Genomic DNA, 18,690 nt, shown 5'->3' on the forward strand with positions numbered 1-18,690 from the left:
CGCCGATGGTACTGCAATGCAATGCGGGAGAGTAGGAGGCCGCCATCTTTTACAAAGCACCTTGTTTCAGCAATGAAGCAAGGTGCTTTTTTCGTTTCCTCCCTTTACGGATCCACGGAACACACAGAGTACATGGAAAGATTCTGGTTAAAGATTTTTCTTAAGATTTTCGTTAAGATTTCGAGCCTGTAAGGCGATCCATAATAAAGCCCTTCCCAGAAGCGAGGAACTCGAGCGCATTTTTAGTCGAGATTTTCGTTAAAGATTTTGTTTGTTGCCTCCCTGAATTACAGATTATTTCTTGCGAAGCAACTTCTTAAACAAGATTTCCTCCAAAGATTTACCTATGGTTTGTTTTGTCGTGACTCAGCATAGTGAAAGCGAGCTCTCACTCTGTCTTCGCTACTCCAAAACATCTTGCCGTAGGCAACTAAAAAAATCTATTTCCCAAAACTGTCAACTGTCAAACTGTAACGCCTGTGATTGATGATACGGATAACTTGTGGGGATGGCATTATTCTGTCCTCCGTGGCATTTTATTATACGGAAAAACAACCCATAACACGTTTGAAGCATTATGGGTTGTAGATATGTTTTTATTAACTTAGTCGTCTATAGGAGAGAACTCGTCCTTTCCTACTGAGCAAAGCGGACACTCGAAATCATCGGGAAGATCCTCAAATGGTGTACCTGCTGGTATTCCAGCCTCTGGTACTCCTACAGCTGGGTCGTATACCCAACCGCATACGTCGCAAACATACTTCTTCATAGTTCGTTGTTTTTTTAGTGGTTTATATTTAGAAATTATCTACATGTACCTCAAAGTAAGCCTTTGGATGTGAGCATATAGGGCATATCTCTGGAGCTTCGGTTCCTACTACAATATGTCCGCAGTTGCGGCATTCCCATACCTTAACCTCACTCTTCTTGAACACTTCCTGAGCTTCTACGTTGCGCAGTAGTGCACGATAACGCTCTTCGTGACGCTTCTCAATAGCAGCTACAAGGCGGAACTTTTGTGCCAATTTATTGAAGCCTTCCTCTTCGGCAGTCTTGGCAAAGTCTTCGTACATATCTGTCCATTCATAGTTCTCGCCTTCAGCAGCAGCTGCAAGATTCTCAGCTGTAGTGCCAATGCCACTAAGCTCCTTAAACCACATCTTGGCATGTTCCTTCTCGTTGTCGGCAGTTTGCTGGAAGATAGAAGCTATCTGCTCAAATCCGTCCTTTTTTGCACGAGATGCGAAATATGTATATTTATTGCGAGCCTGTGATTCGCCTGCAAAAGCAGCAGCGAGGTTCTTTTCTGTCTGTGTGCCTGAATATTTGTTTGCCATAGTCGTATTTTTTAAAAAATGTTATTGTTTTCTTTATCTGATGCAAAGTTACTGATAATCATTAAATTAGCAAAATAAATATCGGCAAACAGATAGTAAATTTCGGTACTGCGACATATTTGTACGCTTAGCTTGCTGAAATTTACCATTTGTTTTGTAATTTTATGCCCAAATAACAGATATATTATGACAACAGAATAACTTAAGATTCTACACCTTATTATATTATAGATGATAAAACCGTGCGTATGTTAATGCCATTGGTGGACGACATGGAGGAAGAGTCAGCAATACCGCGAAGAGTGAAACAGGCCCCTGAAACAGTATCTGTCCCCTGTTTTACATGATTTCCGTGTGACTTTAAAAAGATCCGTGTTCATCCGTGTCTTTCCACAAACTGTCAACTGTCAAACTGTAACGCCTGGTGTGAATTGGCGTTGTCCCCAAAAACAGGAACCAGTCCTCGTGAAACCTATTTTTCCTTTCCAAAAACTGTAATACTATAAGCTGTAAGAATTGAAAGTCATGATGTCAATGACCTGATCCCGTGACATTCGGATGACACGGAAACGTTGGTGCTCCGGAAAAGGACACATAGAAATTTTTTATCCACGGATCACACGGATCACACCAGAATATAAAATATCAGCATAAATTAAAAATAATGGTCAAAATATTTGGATTTTAACATAGAAAGCGGAGGAATTCCTAACAATCAACGACGGGCTGAAAGCCCAATGTCTTCCATAGCCCAGGGCACCGCCCTGCGGACATGATGCAGCACATCTAACCACGTCCTGTAAGGACAAAAGTAAAAACCATGCGTATTTTTTGCTTTTCAAAACTGTTATACTGTTATATTGTCACGCTTGTAACGCGAAATCGTTTTGAAAACTGTTAACTGTTATTTGTTATTTGAAACACAAAATCGTTTTAGAAACCGTTACAAACTGTAACGGTTTGGGATGATATTGACCTGTCTCCGTGGTAATTATGCTATCATTTCTCCTCCTCTTCTTCCTGTTCTGAACGGAATTCAAAGACGAGTTCTGATGCTGGGATGTTGCATTCTTCAAACATTCCATGAAGTATGTTTATTTTGGAAGCTGTGCTATTATCAGTCCATACATACTTTCCTGGTGCAAGTTCGCGTTTCCAACCATCTTGTGTTGTTGAGAAACCGCACTTTTCATTTGCGCAAAGCCATTCTATGGTTGAACGCTTTTCTATCAGAATATGTCCGCATACTTGAATAAGCATTTCCTTCCATGTATTGACCGTATATCTAACCCCATGAAGTATATACGCCTGAAGTTTCTTGCCGGTGAACTCATAATCCTCATCGTCAAGTGATGCAGATTCCGCCTCACGGTTCAACGGCTCAAATGATGTTGTAGGCATAGGCCAAAGTCGCATAAACACATTCTGTAGTTCTTTCTGACGTGCTTTCAGCTCCGTTTCGGTCCATTGTTCGCACGATTTCACAGAGTTGTTCAATCGGAACGCACTGTCTTTGAAACCTTTCTCCATGTCTCTTTTCTCTATAAAGGTAAGATTGCTATATTGAGAGTTATATCCAGTGAGGGTAAGGTTTGCCATTGTATGAAGATATTGCTCATGAATTCTTTCCCAATCATCACCCAACGCAGTTTTCCACTTGTCTGACAAGGTTTGTGGCATGATATGCTCTATCGTGATATTCTTTTCGGTCAGTTCCTTCACCACATCATGGCGTTCATTATTGTCTTGGTTCTCCATGCGCTCAAGTATAAACATACGAGCATTGACTGGCATCTTATATACTTGGCGTGTCTTGAAATCGCCCTTCACCTCCTCGTCTGATGGAAACACCGAAGAGTGCCCCTTCTTTAGCAGTACGTATTTCAGTACGTCAATATATGAAGGTGTAGTCTCGTCACTCGATCTGTTGACGTGATTCAACACATCCCGGTGAAGTGTGGCAAAAACTTTATTCAAAGCATTCGATGGAAGATTGCAAATGATTCTGCGTGCCCAGTAGGCTTCTATGACATCAAGAACTTGGTAGATTTCTGTTTCTGCTAATCCTACTTTAGTTGCATAGTCGAAGAATGCCATAAAGAAAGGATAAGCAATAGTAGAATCCAACGTCCGAAGCTGATTCAACTTTCTATTTAGCTTGGCTGTACCTACTTCTGCATTGTCAACTTGGCTGTAAATCTTAGCATAGTGATGCATGTCTTCCAAGAGTGTTGCCCTATCAATGTCTGCAGTCTCTGCATACTCTTTGAATATAAAGTAGATTTTATCAATACGACCAATCTTACCCTGCTTCATAGTAAGATAATCACGTACAAAAGAGGATGGGTCGTACTTGGTAAATTCTTCTATTGGATTCCAGAACCGAGTATAAAGATCGTCCTGTTCTGCAGGTGCGAGTGACATCAAGAGATAGTTGCGTATCTTATCTGCTTCGCTCAGATCAAGACCTGTAGAGTTCAGACTTTCAAAAATCAACTGTGGGTCATCATCTTCGTCAAGACGTATGTTGATAACTTCAAGTTTCTTTATGGTCTCAAAGAGCTCGTCGAGGGTTAGACCAATACTAGTTATCTTGTTATAGAAGAAGTCGTAATTGCGAGTCACGTTTGATTCCTTGATATATTGGTCTTTTTGCTTATATAGCAACGCATCAAATGCCTGCATATCTTTCTTGATGGGCTTAAGTTTCACCTTACGCTCATCCTCCTGATATTCATCCACAAGATAACGCTTGAAGATTTTCTCAACAAGCTTTGCATCAGTAGCCTCTATTAGTCCTTCTTTCTTGGCATTGACCATAGCTATAAGCAGCAACGAAACGGTTGTGATTCGCTGCTGACCATCAATGATGAATCTGTCTTCAGTTCCCGACTGAATGCTTGATACGATACTACCAAAGAAGTGACTCCTGCGGTTACTATTATGGAGCTTCATTAAATCTTGAAACAACTGCTCACAGTTTTCCTCCTTCCAGTCGTAGTTGCGCTGATACAGAGGAATGATGAATCGCTTGTCAGATCCATCAAAGAATTTTATCAGTGGTTGTGCGTCGCCTTTCATAGTTAGAAAATTGATATGATGTAACCAATAAGCTCTTTATTGTTGCAATTAGGAACTTCAAGAGACCTACCTCCTTTTAAGCCATATTTACATAGCTCTTTTTCAGAAAGCATTGTGCCTTCATATTCTTCAAGTAGTTCAAGTTTATAAGTAATTTCATTGGGTGGTGTAACGACCCAAAACGATTGGTCTTCACGTTTGCAGTTCTCAGCAGTTACCACCATCTTGAATCGTACACAGCGCTCATCTGACATAAAAAGATACACTATATCTCCAATAGAAAAACGTACTCTTCCCATTCTCCAATTGATGAATCCAAGATAATGGATTGCATCTGTATGTCTGCACCTTTTTCTGTTGGCAAAGGCAAGCCAAGTGCGATTATTCAACATAATTGTAATTTTAAGTCAAAAAACATCTAATTTCTTCCATATCTTTGCCTTCTCCGTTAGACGGTACATCTGTTTTGGATGATTTGGCTGTTCTGGATATTTTCGTTCAATACTGCCATCTGTTAGAGCAGGGGCTATATAACTATCATGCATTGTTTTACGTCTGACAATTCCACATAGTTTCATCATCTCTGAAACATCAACATAATCATCGTTCATAACTGCCACTAACTTTTCTACTTGGGCGGTACTTGGGCGGTACTTGGGCGGTACTTGGGCGGTACTTTGTCGGTCAAACTCTTTTTCACTTGTCCACTCAGCCATCAATGTTGCCTTCAGAATGAACGCATCAATATGGAACGATGGGATTGCGCAGCCTTTTGTTTCCAGCTCATTGCAGATACGGTCGATACCTTCGCCAAATTCCTTGACATACTTATATGCCTTGAGGTATTGGGCTATCTTGGGATTTCGTGAGAAATGAGTGTGGCGAATGTTGTCTGGACGCACCAATCCTGGCAAATCTCCTGGAGTCTCAAAGACTATACGGTCGTCGAACATCTTAATCTGAATCTCTGTTCCCTTGATGTTGTATGCTCTGTGGCAGCAACTATTCACTACCATTTCTTGTATAGCATATTTTGAGTAGTTGCGGTTTGTAATAAACCGACCGTCTTCTCCAAGGAATGAGTGCTCACGAACCTGCGTTTCCAGATAGTCAATGGTTCTTCTAACCTGCTGAAGTATGGTTCCTTCGAATGTCACGTCCTTGACAACATTCATCTCAGTACCAACCTTTTCCTCTGTACCCTCATAGCGGATGAAGCGAGTGCGGGCACGTGGAAAGAAACGCTGAGGATTCTTTCCGAAAAGGAGAATACAAGCGGTACTAACCTTCTGCTGACCATCTTTCTCAGTAACAAAATCGTTGTTCTCTCTCAGATACTCCATGGCAGACTTTCCATAGCCTATGACATTCATATAGTCACTCACAAGATTCATGTCAATATCATCGGTAGTGGCGTCATAAACATCTTTGTCCTCGTAGTAGCGTTCGCCTTTGTCGTAGAGAAGCTGCATACGCTCATCAAAATTGAGTTTTTTGCTTTTGTCGTCTACACGCATGAAACATTCGTCTGCTTGGTTGGTATGAAGTTGAACGCTTGCAGGAATGTGCATAAGCAGGATGCGGTTCTTTCGACCTTTATAGTCTGTACATGGCAAATATTCACACCTGACCCTTACAGACGGATTGCAGAAATCGAAAGGAGCGCGAAGCAACTCATTCAGTCGCTCTTCGTTTCCATCAATCCCCTCTATTCTGCGAGTCTTGTCGGAAACACCAATGGCAAGCATACCACCATCGGCATTAGCCATAGCCACAATGGGTATCGCTAACGTTTTGGGGTCAATCTGTATGCTCTTGCAATCGAATGTCTGACATTCTTTGCGAGCCAGTATTTCTTCTATTGTCATATTCTGTTGATTTTTCATCTTGTTATTGCATGGCTAACCAGCGGTTGTTTTTTCCATTATCAACCAACATGACCTTTATTTATTCTATTTATCTTGCCGTCCATATGGACACTTTATTAATGATAGATAGTTGCAAAATTATGAAAATATCTTGTAAAACGTGCAATAATATCTAAAAAGAAGCATACATAATTCTTTTTTATTGCGTATTATGCATAAAAACAAGGGGCCAGTCTCACTCAGTTCCTTCGTTTTTGCTTTTCAAAAAATGTTATATTGTTATATTGTCACGCTTGTAACGAAAAAAAATCGTTTTAGGAAACTGTCAACTGTCAACTGTAACGCTTGGGAATGATGATATTGACTACGGATAGTTTTGGAATGACATTGATCTGTATTCATGACATGGCTGCAGACTGCAACTCCGGAAAGCTGGACGGGTATGCTCCGGAATATGAAAACAAGTGAAACAGTATCTGTTCCCCTTTTACATCCCCCTGTTTCATGGTTTCCTCATAAGTAAGTCATAACTAACTCCGCACTAAGTCCCAAAATTGGCGGACAATGATTGGAGGTACAAGGAACAGAAAGGGAGAATACCAATGATGTGGAAATGAATTGTATGATTGGAATTGCAATCTAAAGCGTTACAGTTGACAGTTGACAGTTTGGGAAAAGCAAAAAATCATCCAAGCGTTACAATATAACAGTATAACAGTTTCCATAAACCATATTTTTGCGTTGGGCTCCGAAAATGTCACACGGATTACATGGATGACACGGATTTTTATTTGCAAGTTCCCTCCCTTTTTAATATCACACAGATATTCTGGAGCAGCGAAGACAGAGTGAAAGTTCGGTTTTGCTCTGTTGAGTCGCGTCAGAATAAGCCAAAGGCAAATCACAGAAATTTATTATCCACGGAACACACGGAGAACACGGAAAAGATTAAAGTTAAAGAAACGCTCTGAGGAAGGTGTTCGAGTGCATTTTCGTCTTTGATTTATTTGCTGTGATATGCGCTTGGCTTATATTATCAGGAGAGAATTATAAAAAACTATGCGAGGGTGAAAATAAAAATATCTATAATAAAGTTAAATAATATTAAATATCGAATTAAAACTGCCAAAACTCTTGCATTTCGGGGGTGTCATGTTGTATCTTTGTATTTCAAGCCGAGGATGATTTCCAAAACAAGAAAAAAACCTTTAAACCAAAAAAATCAAATAAATAATTTAACAACTAAAAAGCCACTTATGTTTACAAAACAAGTAATTCAACACGCCATCTGGTCCCGACAGAAAGACCACGGTTTCCCGATCGCTTCTCGTTCGGTTCCCGTTAACTTCTCGTTAGGTCCTCGTTCGTCTCTCGTTCGTCTCTCGTTCGTTATTCGTTAGTCTATCGAAGACCGATCGAGAACCGAACGAGGAACAAGCGAAAAACGAACGAAAGAGCAACGAATGTCGGTCGAGAAACTATCGAAAACTCGACGAGTAGCCACCGTTATGGCTGGCTCATGGCTGGCAAAGTACCCTTCAGCAACCACAAACCAGAAAAATGCCTTTTGCCTTAAACCTGCCGAGGTAGAATCCTGCACTTCCTGTCCCACACTGAGCATTTTCTAGGCGAGTAAAACCATTTCGTCCATCCCGACGGATCCTATGCTCCAACCATGCCGAAACTCCCTCCACGGGTTTTAATCCCTTGTTATCCTCCAAATAACCGACGGAGAGAATCCAGAGTCCACCCCCAAACACCCTACCATAAGCCCAACAGCCCATCTTTATAGGCTCAACCATTGGTCAAACCATAAAAATCATGTAAAGCCTTACAAGAACCCTCAATATTATCATTTTGTTCAATATTGGTATTGTAACTTTACAAATGAAGCATAATGCAAGTTCGATATATTTACAGAACAATGGATTTTGGCATCAATTCAATCCATTATTTCACGGAAGCCCTCTTTTGTCCAACTCCTCTTTGATGAAGGCATCATATCATGTCTGGATGATGTCGAAATCACAGAAATCACGGAAATCTTTTATCCACGGATCACACGGATCACACGGATTTTTTAATGTCGCACAGAAATCACGAAAATCTTAAATCTTTAACGAAAATCTTTTCTGTGTCATCCGTGTGCTCCGTGGATTACTTCTTGACGATGATGCGGAAGTTGGTGCCGTGATGGGGGTCGGTGGCTTTGACGAAGATGCGTTCCTTGCCACTACGAAGCTGGAATCTATGGTTTGAGCTGAAAGAGCATCAAATTGCTTCATAATCGAAAAAAAATACTCTAAAAGCTGTGAGTTTCTCAGAATATTTTTATACTTTTGCAGTGTCAGAGTCTTATTTATTTATTTCTAAATCCAATACTAAATAGGTATAATTTCTGACATTGCAAAATCCTGAGCAAATCGACACTTCTGTTTGTCAAAGCAAGTAACCGGCTGTGCCGCTTAGCTAAGCTAAGAACTTTTGTCGCTTAGGGGCTTATAAAAACATTAAATTATAGTATTACGGAAATTAGGTTATATTAATAAATAATTGACTAAAAAAATGAAACTATCCTTATTATCAACAATTCTTTTCCTTTGCATGTCATCTGCAGCATGTGGGCAAAGTAAAAAAGACAATTTTGATTTCAACTGGCGATTCATCGAACAAGACGTAAAGAATGCGCAAGACGTACAGTTGGACGATTCCAAATGGAAACGAATAAACTTGCCGCACGACTGGGACATATTCCATGCGCCCGCAAAAGACGCACCATCAGGCAATGACGGAGGATACTTCCCCGGAGGCATCGGATGGTATCGCAAGCAGGTGAAGGAATCAGAACTGAAAACAGACAAAGGCGAGACAATATGGCTTCATTTCGAAGGCGTGTATCAGAATTGCCAGGTGTATGTCAACGGTGAGCGTGCAGGCGGTCATGCTTATGGATATACGCCATTCAAAGTCAACATCACTCCTTTTGTCAAAAAAGGCACCAACACCATTGCTGTGCGAGTGGACAACTCACATCAACCTAACTGCAGATGGTACAGCGGTTCGGGCATATATCGCCATGTGTGGCTCGAAAAATATGATGAAAACAAGATAGACAATCCTGAAAAGCTGTTCGTGCGCACAGACAGCATCTATGGCATGTCAGAAGATGGTACCCATGCTGATTCAGCTACCGTGAGCATAGCATATGAGGGACGACAAACAGAAAGACGAGTGCTCAAAGATGTGGAGCTATGGTCACCGCAGCATCCTAAACTTTACGACATAAAAGTTGGACAGCTAACCATAAGGCATGGAGTGCGAGCTTTCAGTTATGATGCAAAAAGAGGATTCTTGCTCAACGGGCAGCCAACGCTCATCAATGGAGCCTGCGTGCACCATGACGATGGAGTCATCGGAGCCATGGCATACGATGCGGCAGAAATACGTAAGGTCAGGCTGATGAAAGAGGCTGGATTCAACCTCATACGAACATCGCACAACCCTCAGACACGAGCTATGCTCGATGCTTGCGACAGCATCGGCATGATGGTCATCGATGAGGCGTTCGACGGATGGAGGTCTGAAAAGACCAAGTACGACTACCACCTCGTCATCGACTCATGTTACAGGGAGGATCTTACCGCCATGGTGCTGCGCGACCGCAATCACCCATGTGTCATATCATACAGTATCGGAAATGAAGTCATCGAACGAAAGGACATACGTGTCATACACACAGCGCAAACTTTCAAGGATGTTGTGACATCTCTCGATCCAACACGTCCTGTCACAGAGGCACTATGCTCATGGGATAGCGACTGGGAGATATTCGACCCGCATGCGGCAGTGCTCGACATAGTGGGCTACAATTACATGATGCACAAGGCAGAAAGCGACCACCTGCGATGCCCCGAACGTGTGATGTGGCAGACAGAGAGTTATCCGCGCGATGCGTTCGCCAATTGGAAACACACCTCTGAGCGTCCATACATCATTGGCGATATGGTATGGACCGGACTCGACTATCTCGGCGAGTCGGCCATCGGGCAGTTCCACTACGAAGGGGAACAACGGGGCGAGCACTACCAAGCCAAGCACTTTCCTTACCACGGGGCATATTGCGGCGATGTCGACATCACTGGCTGGCGCAAACCTATATCGCACTACCGCGACATGCTGTGGAACGCTAAGGATGGCTCTCCAGACATTTACCTTGCTGTGAAAGAGCCCGACAACTACCGCAACGGACATGTCACAGAAACGCTGTGGTCTGTATGGCCCACATGGGAGTCGTGGAACTGGAGCGGATGGGAAAACAAGACCATCGAAGCCGAAATATACACCAAAGCACCAAAGGTGCGCCTGTATCTCAACGATAGTCTCGTGGCGGAAAGGAATGTCAGCATAGCCTCACAATACAAGGCAGTCATCCCGCTGCAATATCAACCAGGCACCCTTAAAGCTGTGTCGCTTGATGCAGATGGCAACGAAGTGAAGGAAAGCATACTGCGCACAAGCGGAATGCCTGCAGCCATTAGACTCACACCAGACCGAAGACAAATACACGCAAACGGGCAAGACCTTGCCTATGTCACGCTCGAGGTGACTGATGCCAAAGGAAATGTCGTGTCAGACGCAGACATCCAACTGACTGTAAGCGTATATGGTAAAGCCTCGCTCCTTGCTGCTGCCTCTGCAAATTTGAAAGACATTGAGCCTAAGACTTCTGCCAATGTGACAACATACAAAGGACGAGCAATCATTGTCGTTAAGAGCGGAATGAATGCTGGCAAGGCCACAATCAAGGCATCATCCGCAAATCAAGCCATATCAGGAACAACAGCAGTGTCTGTCATGGCACAAAGATGAACAATACCTCAAAAATGACATAGGGACAATTGACACGGGGATAGATCAATGTTGCCAATTTTAAGTAAAATAATAAACAAAAATCTTTCTCCGTGTTGTCCGTGTGCTCCGTGGATTTTTTTAGTTGCCTACGGCAAGATGTTTTGGAGTAGCGAAGACAGAGTGAGAGTTCCATTTCATGGCACCTTTTCTCGCCATGGCAGAATTAAAGCGAGCTTTATTCTGCTCATCTGGCTTAACGAAAACGTTCGCTTTCACTATGCTGAGTCACGACAAAACAAACCATAGGTAAATCTTTGGAGGAAATCTTTTATAAAAATATGGCCTTGGCCAGAAATCTATCATTGGAATTTAGACGGAATTTATGCAGAAATAAAATCTTTAAAAAATCTCTAACCCATAACCCATAAACTAAACACTCCGTGCGCTCCGTGGATTACTTCTTGACGATGATGCGGAAGGTGGTGCCGTGATGAGGTTCGGTGGCTTTGACGAAGAGGCGGCCGGCATGGTACTTCTCGATGATGCGCTTGGAGAGGGAGAGGCCGAGTCCCCAACCGCGTTTCTTGGTGGTGAATCCAGGGGAGAATATCTGCTTGGCGATGGATTTGGTCATTCCGCAACCGGTGTCGGTCACGTCGAGGATGATGGATGTGGGACGGTCGGTGAGGACGAGGGATAGGGAGCCTTCCCCCTGCATGGCATCGATGGCATTCTTACATAGGTTCTCTGTCACCCACTCGAAAAGGGAAGGGCAGAGGGGGACCATGACGGGATGGGAGGGGAGACTGACCTGAAATGACACATGCGATGAGGTGCGCTTGCGGATATAGGTGGTGACGTCGGTGAGGAGACGACAGATGTCGGTGGGCAGCAGCTCAGGAACGGCACCAATCTTGGAGAATCGGTCGGCGATGGTGTTGAGACGGGAGACGTCTTTCTCTATCTCCCCCACATAAGGGTCGGTGGGGTATTCCTCCTTGAGGATCTCTACCCATGCCATGATGCTGGAGATGGGGGTGCCCAACTGATGGGCGGTCTCCTTGGAGAGTCCCACCCATAGCTTGTTTTGTTCGGTGCGCTTGAAGGAGACGAGGGCGAGGATGGCGATGATGACAATGCCTCCCACAATACCGAGTTGGATGAGTGGCCATACGGTGATGCGGCGTATCATGGTAGAGTCGTCGTAACAGACGAGTTGGAAACCTCCTGGCTTGTTGCCGTCAATCTTGACGTAACGACCTGCAGCTTTCATCTGTTGTGCGCGTCGGGTGAGTTGCGCGATGGTGTCGGCACGGTCGGTGGCTTGGATGCTGATGTTACGGTGGTCGGTGACGTTGCCGTCTTGGTCGATGACGATGACAGGGATATTGTTATTGTCTTCGATGACATGGAGCACCAGGGAGAGATCGGTGTTCTGGTCTGCATTGTTGAGGGTGTGGAGTGCATCCGACCATAGCTCCATGCGCTTGTATTCTTCTGCTGCGAGGTCGTTTGCCAGCCATTTGGACACCAGTAGTGAGGTCACTGCCACCAGTAGTGCGGCAGCGACAAGGGCAGTTTTGAATTGCTGTTGTCGGTTAATCCATGTCATCTTTAATATAACGCACGTGTATATATAATATTGTGTAGGCGTGGCTCTTTTTTTACCCTTAACCATCGTCGTGCCCTTGGATGTTAACTACGTGATTCCTTGGTTTCGTGTTTACTTGGGGAGATAAGGAATTTTGTGGAAATGCGTAAAAAACTGCGGTGACTTCTGAAGCGCTATTGATACGGTTAAGTTCAAGGTTAAAGTCAAAGTTACAGTGGAAAACAGGGGGAAATGTATGGAAATGATGAAGAAATGACGTTAAAAAGTGAAAAAAAAGAGTGAACTACTCTATAATTCATAAATAATTTGTACCTTTGCAGTCCGTAATAGTGCGATTATGTGTAGTTTAGAGACTTTCAAAATAGATCTGAAGGCAATGAAAACCGATGAAATGCATCGGGAGTACACCCTTGACGATGCATTTTTCAAGGCTCTCAACGCCTCGGAAGTGAAGGGCGGAGCATTGCATGTGTCGGTGTCTATACGCAAGGCAACCGGCTTTTTCGAACTCCAGTTTCATACCGAGGGCACAGTCACCGTACCTTGTGACTTGTGTCTTGATGACATGAGTCAACCCATCGTGACCGACAATATGCTGATTGCGAAACTGGGTGCGGAGACCAATACCGACGATGATGAGGTTGTGATAGTGGACGAGAACGAAGGAATACTCGACACGTCATGGCTCATCTATGAGTTTGTGGCACTTGCCATACCCATCAAGCACGTTCATGCACCTGGAAAATGCAATAGTGCGATGACGCAGAAGCTCGCTGAGCTGAGCGGTGCTGTCCGAAGCGGCAAAGAGGAGGCAAAGGAAGCAGACCCTCGCTGGGCCGCACTGGCGAAACTGAAATTAGAAAAATAACAAAAAAAAAGATTAAAGCATTATGGCACATCCTAAAAGAAGACAGTCAAAGACCCGTACTCTCAAACGTCGTACCCATGACAAGGCAGTAGCTCCCACATTGGCAGTATGCCCTAACTGTGGCGCTTATCACATCTACCACACCGTATGCCCCACTTGCGGATACTACCGTGGTAAGATTGCTATCGTAATGGACGAAGGCGCTGAGTAAGAAAGATGGGAAAAATCAACGCAATAATCACTGGTATTGGCGGATATGTGCCCGACTACGTGCTCAACAATGAGGAGTTGTCGCGCATGGTTGACACCAATGACGAGTGGATTATGACACGCGTTGGCATCAAGGAGCGCCGCATCCTTACGGAGGAAGGTCTGGGCACCAGCTACATGGCACGTAAAGCAGCCAAGCAGCTGATGCAGAAGACCGGCGTAGATCCCGATACCATTGACGCCGTGATTGTAACCACATCGACGGCCGATTATAAATTCCCGTCAACAGCCAGCATTGTGCTTGGTAAGCTTGGCCTGAAGAATGCTTTCGCATTCGACTTCTGGGCTGCATGCTGCGGATTTCTTTATACGCTCGACGTGGCAGCGTCTATGATTCAATGTGGACGCTATAAGAAAATTATCGTGATTGGAGCCGACAAGATGTCGTCGGTGGTTGACTACAAGGACCGCGCTACCTGCCCGCTCTTCGGAGACGGTGCTGCCGCTGTGCTGGTAGAAGGCACCGAGGAAGAGAATATCGGTGTGATGGACTCCTACTTCCGTGCTGACGGTAAGGGACTTCCGTTCCTGCACCTGAAAGCCGGCGGTTCTGTTTGTCCTCCAAGCTATTTCACCATCGATCACCGGTTGCACTACCTCTATCAGGAGGGACGCACCGTGTTCCGCTATGCTGTGACCAATATGAGCGATGACTGTGCCCTCGTGGCAGAGCGCAACGGACTGAACAAGGACAATATCCAGTGGGTGGTTCCTCATCAGGCAAATATGCGCATCATCGAAGCTGTTGCCAAACGCCTCGAGCTTCCTATGGATCAGGTGATGGTCAACATCGAACACTACGGCAATACTTCTGCCGCCACTATCCCCTTGGCACTCTGGGAAAACGAAGCCAAACTGAAGAAGGGAGACAACATGATCTTCACTGCCTTCGGTGCAGGATTCGTTCACGGAGCAAGCTACTACAAGTGGGCTTACGACGGCGCGAAATAATACACGTCAAGACCCTGACGGGGGCTGTTGAACCTAAGGGCTCAATGGCTCCCGTCGGTTTCTTCATAAACTGAAATGGACCCATCTGCGGTCCGCACCATCCATCCACAAAGAAACTACAACAGATGCACAAGGCAGGATTCGTAAACATAGTAGGCAACCCCAACGTGGGAAAATCGACGCTCATGAACCAACTCGTGGGTGAACGCATCAGCATCGCTACCTTTAAGGCACAGACCACTCGCCACAGAATCATGGGTATTGTCAATACAGACGATATGCAGATCGTGTTTAGCGATACACCAGGAGTGTTGAAACCCAACTACAAACTGCAGGAGTCGATGCTCGCCTTCTCGGAATCGGCATTGCAGGATGCTGACGTGCTGCTCTATGTGACCGATGTGGTGGAGAACCCAGAGAAGAACATGGATTTTCTGGAGAAGGTGCAGAAGATGAAAATCCCTGTGCTGCTACTCATCAACAAGATTGACGAGAGCGACCAGAAGACGCTGGGAGACATCGTGGAGAAATGGCACACGCTACTGCCTAACGCAGAAATTCTGCCCATCTCCGCGAAAAACAAGTTTGGAGTGGATATGCTCCTGAAACGCATCAAAGAACTGTTGCCCGACTCACCGCCCTACTTCGACAAAGAGCAGTTGACCGATAAACCCGCTCGCTTCTTCGTGTCGGAGATCATCCGCGAGAAAATCCTGCTCTACTACGATAAGGAGATACCCTATGCAGTGGAGGTTCGCGTGGAACGCTTCAAGGAGACAGACCGGAATATCCATATCAATGCTGTGATCTATGTGGAGCGCGACAGCCAGAAGGGCATCATCATCGGCCACCAGGGTGTGGCGCTGAAGAAAGTGAATACCGAGGCTCGCAAGGCATTAGAGAAATTCTTCGGCAAACCCATTTACCTTGAAACCTTCGTCAAGGTGGATAAAGACTGGCGATCATCGCAACGCGAACTCGACTCGTTTGGTTATAATCCGGAATAAAAAAGAATTCGGAAAAGACAGTCGGTACCCCCTCTTACCCTATCAGCAAGAGGCCCTCACAAGGCCCATGTACAACAAAAAACAGAAACAACAAGAGCAAAAACAGATATGGCAAATTTAGTAGCTATCGTTGGACGCCCTAATGTGGGCAAATCCACACTTTTCAACCGTCTGACCAATACCCGTCACGCTATCGTCAGCGATGAGGCAGGTACCACACGCGACCGACAGTATGGCAAATGTGAATGGAACGGACGCGAATTCTCCGTAGTAGATACAGGAGGATGGGTTGTCAACAGCGACGACATCTTTGAGGAAGAAATCCGCAAACAGGTGCTGGTGGCTACCGAAGAGGCTGACCTCGTGCTCTTCCTCGTAGATATCCAAAACGGACTTACCGACCTCGACGTGGATGTGGCAAATATTCTGAGACGTTCGAAACTGCCCGTTGTGCTCGTAGCAAACAAGGCAGACGACGGTAAACACCTCTACGACCAGTATGAGTTTTACAGACTCGGACTGGGCGACCCCTACTGCGTGAGTGCAGCAACGGGTTCGGGAACAGGCGACCTGCTCGACCTCGTGGTGTCGAAACTCTCTACCGATGAGATTGACGACGTGGCAGACGGAACGCCACGCTTCGCCGTGGTGGGCAGACCTAATGCCGGTAAATCGAGCATCATCAACGCCTTTATCGGTGAAGACCGTAATATCGTGACAGATATTGCCGGAACAACGCGCGACTCTATCTATACGAAATACGATAAATTCGGATTCGACTTCTATCTGGTGGATACTGCCGGTATTCGCCGTAAGAATAAGGTGTCGGAAGACCTGGAGTTCTATAGTGTGATGCGTTCCATCCGTGCCATTGAGAACAGCGACGTCTGCATCTTGATGATCGACGCCACACGAGGCATTGAGGCTCAGGATATGAACATCTTCCAATTGATACAGAAGAATAATAAGTCGCTTGTAGTAGTGGTCAACAAATGGGACTTGGTGGAAGATAAGTCGCAGATAGCGGTGAAGACCTTTGAGAATGCCATCCGCCAACGCATGGCACCTTTTACCGATTTCCCCATCGTGTTTGCTTCAGCCCTGACCAAACAGCGCATCTTCAAAGTGTTGGAAACTGCCAAGCAGGTGTATCTGAACCGCACCATCAAGATAGGAACATCGAAACTCAACGAGGTGATGTTGCCACTCATCGAGGCGACTCCGCCACCCTCTATCAAAGGTAAATACATCAAGATTAAATATGTGTCGCAGGTGCCCAATACGCAGATTCCAACCTTCGTGTTCTACGCCAACCTGCCACAGTATGTGAAAGAGCCCTATAAGCGCTTCCTGGAAAATAAATTGCGCGACAACTGGACGCTTACGGGAACACCCATCAACGTCTTTGTGCGTCAGAAATAACACCGCAGAAACAATGAAACACATCATCACGATGATAACCCACCTGAAGGCGAAGCACCTCTCCGTGCTTTGCCTTCTCTGCTTGTGGCCACTTACCGCTTGCCACGAGGAACCTAATCCCGATGACCTTGCCCTGCAGGCTGCCAAAGGTTACTACGACGAACTCCTTGCGGGCAACTACGAGGCTTTTCTCAACGGTAAAGCCACTGCCGACTCTATGCCGCAGAACTACCGCAGCCAAATGATTCTGGTTTATCGCAACTACATGGAGGAACAAAAAGAAAACCATGGCGGACTCCATCAAGTGACTGCCGTTCGTGCGCAACGCGACACCACCCTCCATTTCACACATGCCTTCCTCCTTCTCCATTTTGCCGATTCCACCAAAGAGGAAATCACCATCCCCATGGTTGAGGTGAAAGGACAATGGAAGATGAAGTAAGACGAAGAATATTATAAAATTGCCGGAAAGTGGATTGTACTTTCCGGCAATAATTATTGAGAGTGGATGGTGAGAGATTATAGGCAGAAACCGATGCCGATACTGGAGGTGTGGGCCTTCGGGCCTTGTCCTCCCTTGAATAATGGTGTGAGTCCTGTGGTGAAGCGAAACATGAAATCACCACATCCCATGTAGGCTTCAAAATTGACTCCTGCTGTGTGGATGCTCAGATCGCGTGCGGAGTTGAAGGTGTCGTGCTTGGTTTTGTAGCGTGCATGCTCTTTGTCGCGAAACTCAAACGAGAAACCAGCACCGATGAAAGCATCGCGACGACCAAGATATTGCTGGTATTCCAACATGACGGGGATGCGCATCGACCAGTAACTCATATAACTCTTGCGGATGCGTTCTTCCGCTTCAACAGGTTTGACGGTTGCCACATTATCCTCCATGAATAGCGCATGTCCGCTGTCGAAAGCGTGGCGTGTGTATCCCACCTGCATGCCTATTGCCAGTCCGATATTGTTCTGACGGTTGAAGGGAATGGCTACGTTGAGGGCGCCAATGCCAATTTCGTAGGAGTTGGAATTTTTTGTGTAGAGCGATTGGTCTGCAGAGAATGAAAAGGCATCGCTTGTCAGATAGCGGTAACCGAAATAGAAGTTGGCATTGTGTGCTTCGAATTTCTTACGTTTGGATCGTTCCCATGATGAGCGGAGGAAGGGAGACGAAACGTAGATCTGACTCACTTCCTGTCCATCGACGTAGGTTGTTTCGCTGATTTTCTTCAGTTCGTTGCCGTTGTTGTTATAAACGCCCACGGTTGTCGCTCCGTCTTTTTCGTTGACCACAATTTGTTTGTCGTTGACTACAAAGGTGGTGTCCTGTGCAGTTTCTGCCATTGTGCAGCCTGCTCCTATGATGGTGAGCAGTGCAGCGAGAAATGTTGTTTTTTTCATATTTTGTGTTTCTTTTATGATT

At 45.2% G+C, this 18,690-nt stretch carries 14 protein-coding genes; 7 read left to right on the plus strand and 7 right to left on the minus strand.

The genetic code is table 11. From position 1 onward, the window contains the following. Positions 1-604: 604 nt before the first annotated feature. From CIK88_RS06865 to CIK88_RS06885, 5 genes are all read right to left on the minus strand, one after another. On the minus strand, positions 605-769 hold the full coding sequence (locus tag CIK88_RS06865; RefSeq protein ID WP_094390822.1) for a rubredoxin: 165 nt from the start codon (positions 767-769) through the stop codon (positions 605-607). 28 nt (positions 770-797) lie between these two features. Then, positions 798-1,337 carry a rubrerythrin gene (gene rbr / locus CIK88_RS06870; protein WP_094435404.1) on the minus strand — a complete coding sequence of 180 codons (540 nt, stop codon included), beginning with the start codon at positions 1,335-1,337 and terminating at the stop codon, positions 798-800. Positions 1,338-2,336: 999 nt separating this feature from the next. Beyond that, on the minus strand, positions 2,337-4,418 hold the full coding sequence (locus tag CIK88_RS06875) for a DUF262 domain-containing protein (protein WP_094435406.1): 2,082 nt from the start codon (positions 4,416-4,418) through the stop codon (positions 2,337-2,339). A 2-nt stretch (positions 4,419-4,420) separates the two neighbouring features. Further along, a complete protein-coding gene (locus tag CIK88_RS06880) occupies positions 4,421-4,810 on the minus strand; it encodes a hypothetical protein (protein WP_094435408.1) in 390 nt (129 codons plus the stop codon). Between the two features lie 15 nt (positions 4,811-4,825). Beyond that, positions 4,826-6,286, minus strand: coding sequence for an ATP-binding protein (locus CIK88_RS06885; RefSeq protein WP_094435456.1), 1,461 nt, complete (start codon positions 6,284-6,286; stop codon positions 4,826-4,828). A 2,565-nt stretch (positions 6,287-8,851) separates the two neighbouring features. Here CIK88_RS06885 and CIK88_RS06900 point away from each other — a divergent pair. Continuing rightward, positions 8,852-11,155: a glycoside hydrolase family 2 TIM barrel-domain containing protein gene (locus CIK88_RS06900; RefSeq protein ID WP_094435414.1), complete on the plus strand. Its 2,304-nt coding sequence runs from the start codon at positions 8,852-8,854 to the stop codon at positions 11,153-11,155. 436 nt (positions 11,156-11,591) lie between these two features. Here the strand turns inward: CIK88_RS06900 and CIK88_RS06905 are convergent, their stop codons facing one another. Continuing rightward, positions 11,592-12,749: a PAS domain-containing sensor histidine kinase gene (locus CIK88_RS06905; RefSeq protein ID WP_173815652.1), complete on the minus strand. Its 1,158-nt coding sequence runs from the start codon at positions 12,747-12,749 to the stop codon at positions 11,592-11,594. Between the two features lie 376 nt (positions 12,750-13,125). Here CIK88_RS06905 and CIK88_RS06910 point away from each other — a divergent pair, with 376 nt between their 5' ends. The 6 genes from CIK88_RS06910 (at position 13,126) to CIK88_RS06935 (ending at position 17,709) form a co-directional block, all read left to right on the plus strand. Continuing rightward, positions 13,126-13,617, plus strand: coding sequence for a DUF177 domain-containing protein (locus tag CIK88_RS06910; RefSeq protein ID WP_371591523.1), 492 nt, complete (start codon positions 13,126-13,128; stop codon positions 13,615-13,617). A gap of 22 nt (positions 13,618-13,639) precedes the next feature. After that, positions 13,640-13,828 (plus strand): 50S ribosomal protein L32, encoded by a 189-nt coding sequence (gene rpmF, locus CIK88_RS06915; RefSeq protein WP_094389495.1) that lies wholly within the window; start codon positions 13,640-13,642, stop codon positions 13,826-13,828. Between the two features lie 5 nt (positions 13,829-13,833). Then, positions 13,834-14,838 (plus strand): beta-ketoacyl-ACP synthase III, encoded by a 1,005-nt coding sequence (locus CIK88_RS06920; protein WP_094389496.1) that lies wholly within the window; start codon positions 13,834-13,836, stop codon positions 14,836-14,838. A 125-nt stretch (positions 14,839-14,963) separates the two neighbouring features. Further along, positions 14,964-15,845 carry a GTPase Era gene (era, locus tag CIK88_RS06925; RefSeq protein WP_094435418.1) on the plus strand — a complete coding sequence of 294 codons (882 nt, stop codon included), beginning with the start codon at positions 14,964-14,966 and terminating at the stop codon, positions 15,843-15,845. Positions 15,846-15,953: 108 nt separating this feature from the next. Beyond that, the gene (gene der, locus CIK88_RS06930) at positions 15,954-17,267 is read left to right on the plus strand and encodes a ribosome biogenesis GTPase Der (protein WP_094435420.1); all 1,314 of its coding nucleotides are present in this window, start codon (positions 15,954-15,956) and stop codon (positions 17,265-17,267) included. Between the two features lie 13 nt (positions 17,268-17,280). Next, positions 17,281-17,709 carry a hypothetical protein gene (locus tag CIK88_RS06935; protein ID WP_094435422.1) on the plus strand — a complete coding sequence of 143 codons (429 nt, stop codon included), beginning with the start codon at positions 17,281-17,283 and terminating at the stop codon, positions 17,707-17,709. A 77-nt stretch (positions 17,710-17,786) separates the two neighbouring features. Here the strand turns inward: CIK88_RS06935 and CIK88_RS06940 are convergent, their stop codons facing one another. Further along, positions 17,787-18,668 (minus strand): hypothetical protein, encoded by an 882-nt coding sequence (locus CIK88_RS06940; RefSeq protein WP_094435424.1) that lies wholly within the window; start codon positions 18,666-18,668, stop codon positions 17,787-17,789. Positions 18,669-18,690 lie beyond the last annotated feature (22 nt).

The organism is Prevotella sp. P5-50 (assembly GCF_002251295.1).
Taxonomy (GTDB): domain Bacteria; phylum Bacteroidota; class Bacteroidia; order Bacteroidales; family Bacteroidaceae; genus Prevotella.

Excerpts from the sequence above, each read along its gene's own strand:
- rpmF (WP_094389495.1), top strand. The coding sequence starts at position 13,640 with ATGGCACATCCTAAAAGAAGACAGTCAAAGACCCGTACTCTCAAACGT.
- CIK88_RS06910 (WP_371591523.1), top strand. The coding sequence starts at position 13,126 with ATGAAAACCGATGAAATGCATCGGGAGTACACCCTTGACGATGCATTT.
- der (WP_094435420.1), top strand. The coding sequence starts at position 15,954 with ATGGCAAATTTAGTAGCTATCGTTGGACGCCCTAATGTGGGCAAATCC.
- CIK88_RS06865 (WP_094390822.1), bottom strand. The coding sequence starts at position 769 with ATGAAGAAGTATGTTTGCGACGTATGCGGTTGGGTATACGACCCAGCT.
- CIK88_RS06875 (WP_094435406.1), bottom strand. The coding sequence starts at position 4,418 with ATGAAAGGCGACGCACAACCACTGATAAAATTCTTTGATGGATCTGAC.
- CIK88_RS06905 (WP_173815652.1), bottom strand. The coding sequence starts at position 12,749 with ATGACATGGATTAACCGACAACAGCAATTCAAAACTGCCCTTGTCGCT.
- CIK88_RS06880 (WP_094435408.1), bottom strand. The coding sequence starts at position 4,810 with ATGTTGAATAATCGCACTTGGCTTGCCTTTGCCAACAGAAAAAGGTGC.
- CIK88_RS06900 (WP_094435414.1), top strand. The coding sequence starts at position 8,852 with ATGAAACTATCCTTATTATCAACAATTCTTTTCCTTTGCATGTCATCT.
- CIK88_RS06935 (WP_094435422.1), top strand. The coding sequence starts at position 17,281 with ATGAAACACATCATCACGATGATAACCCACCTGAAGGCGAAGCACCTC.
- CIK88_RS06885 (WP_094435456.1), bottom strand. The coding sequence starts at position 6,286 with ATGACAATAGAAGAAATACTGGCTCGCAAAGAATGTCAGACATTCGAT.
- CIK88_RS06920 (WP_094389496.1), top strand. The coding sequence starts at position 13,834 with ATGGGAAAAATCAACGCAATAATCACTGGTATTGGCGGATATGTGCCC.
- era (WP_094435418.1), top strand. The coding sequence starts at position 14,964 with ATGCACAAGGCAGGATTCGTAAACATAGTAGGCAACCCCAACGTGGGA.
- rbr (WP_094435404.1), bottom strand. The coding sequence starts at position 1,337 with ATGGCAAACAAATATTCAGGCACACAGACAGAAAAGAACCTCGCTGCT.
- CIK88_RS06940 (WP_094435424.1), bottom strand. The coding sequence starts at position 18,668 with ATGAAAAAAACAACATTTCTCGCTGCACTGCTCACCATCATAGGAGCA.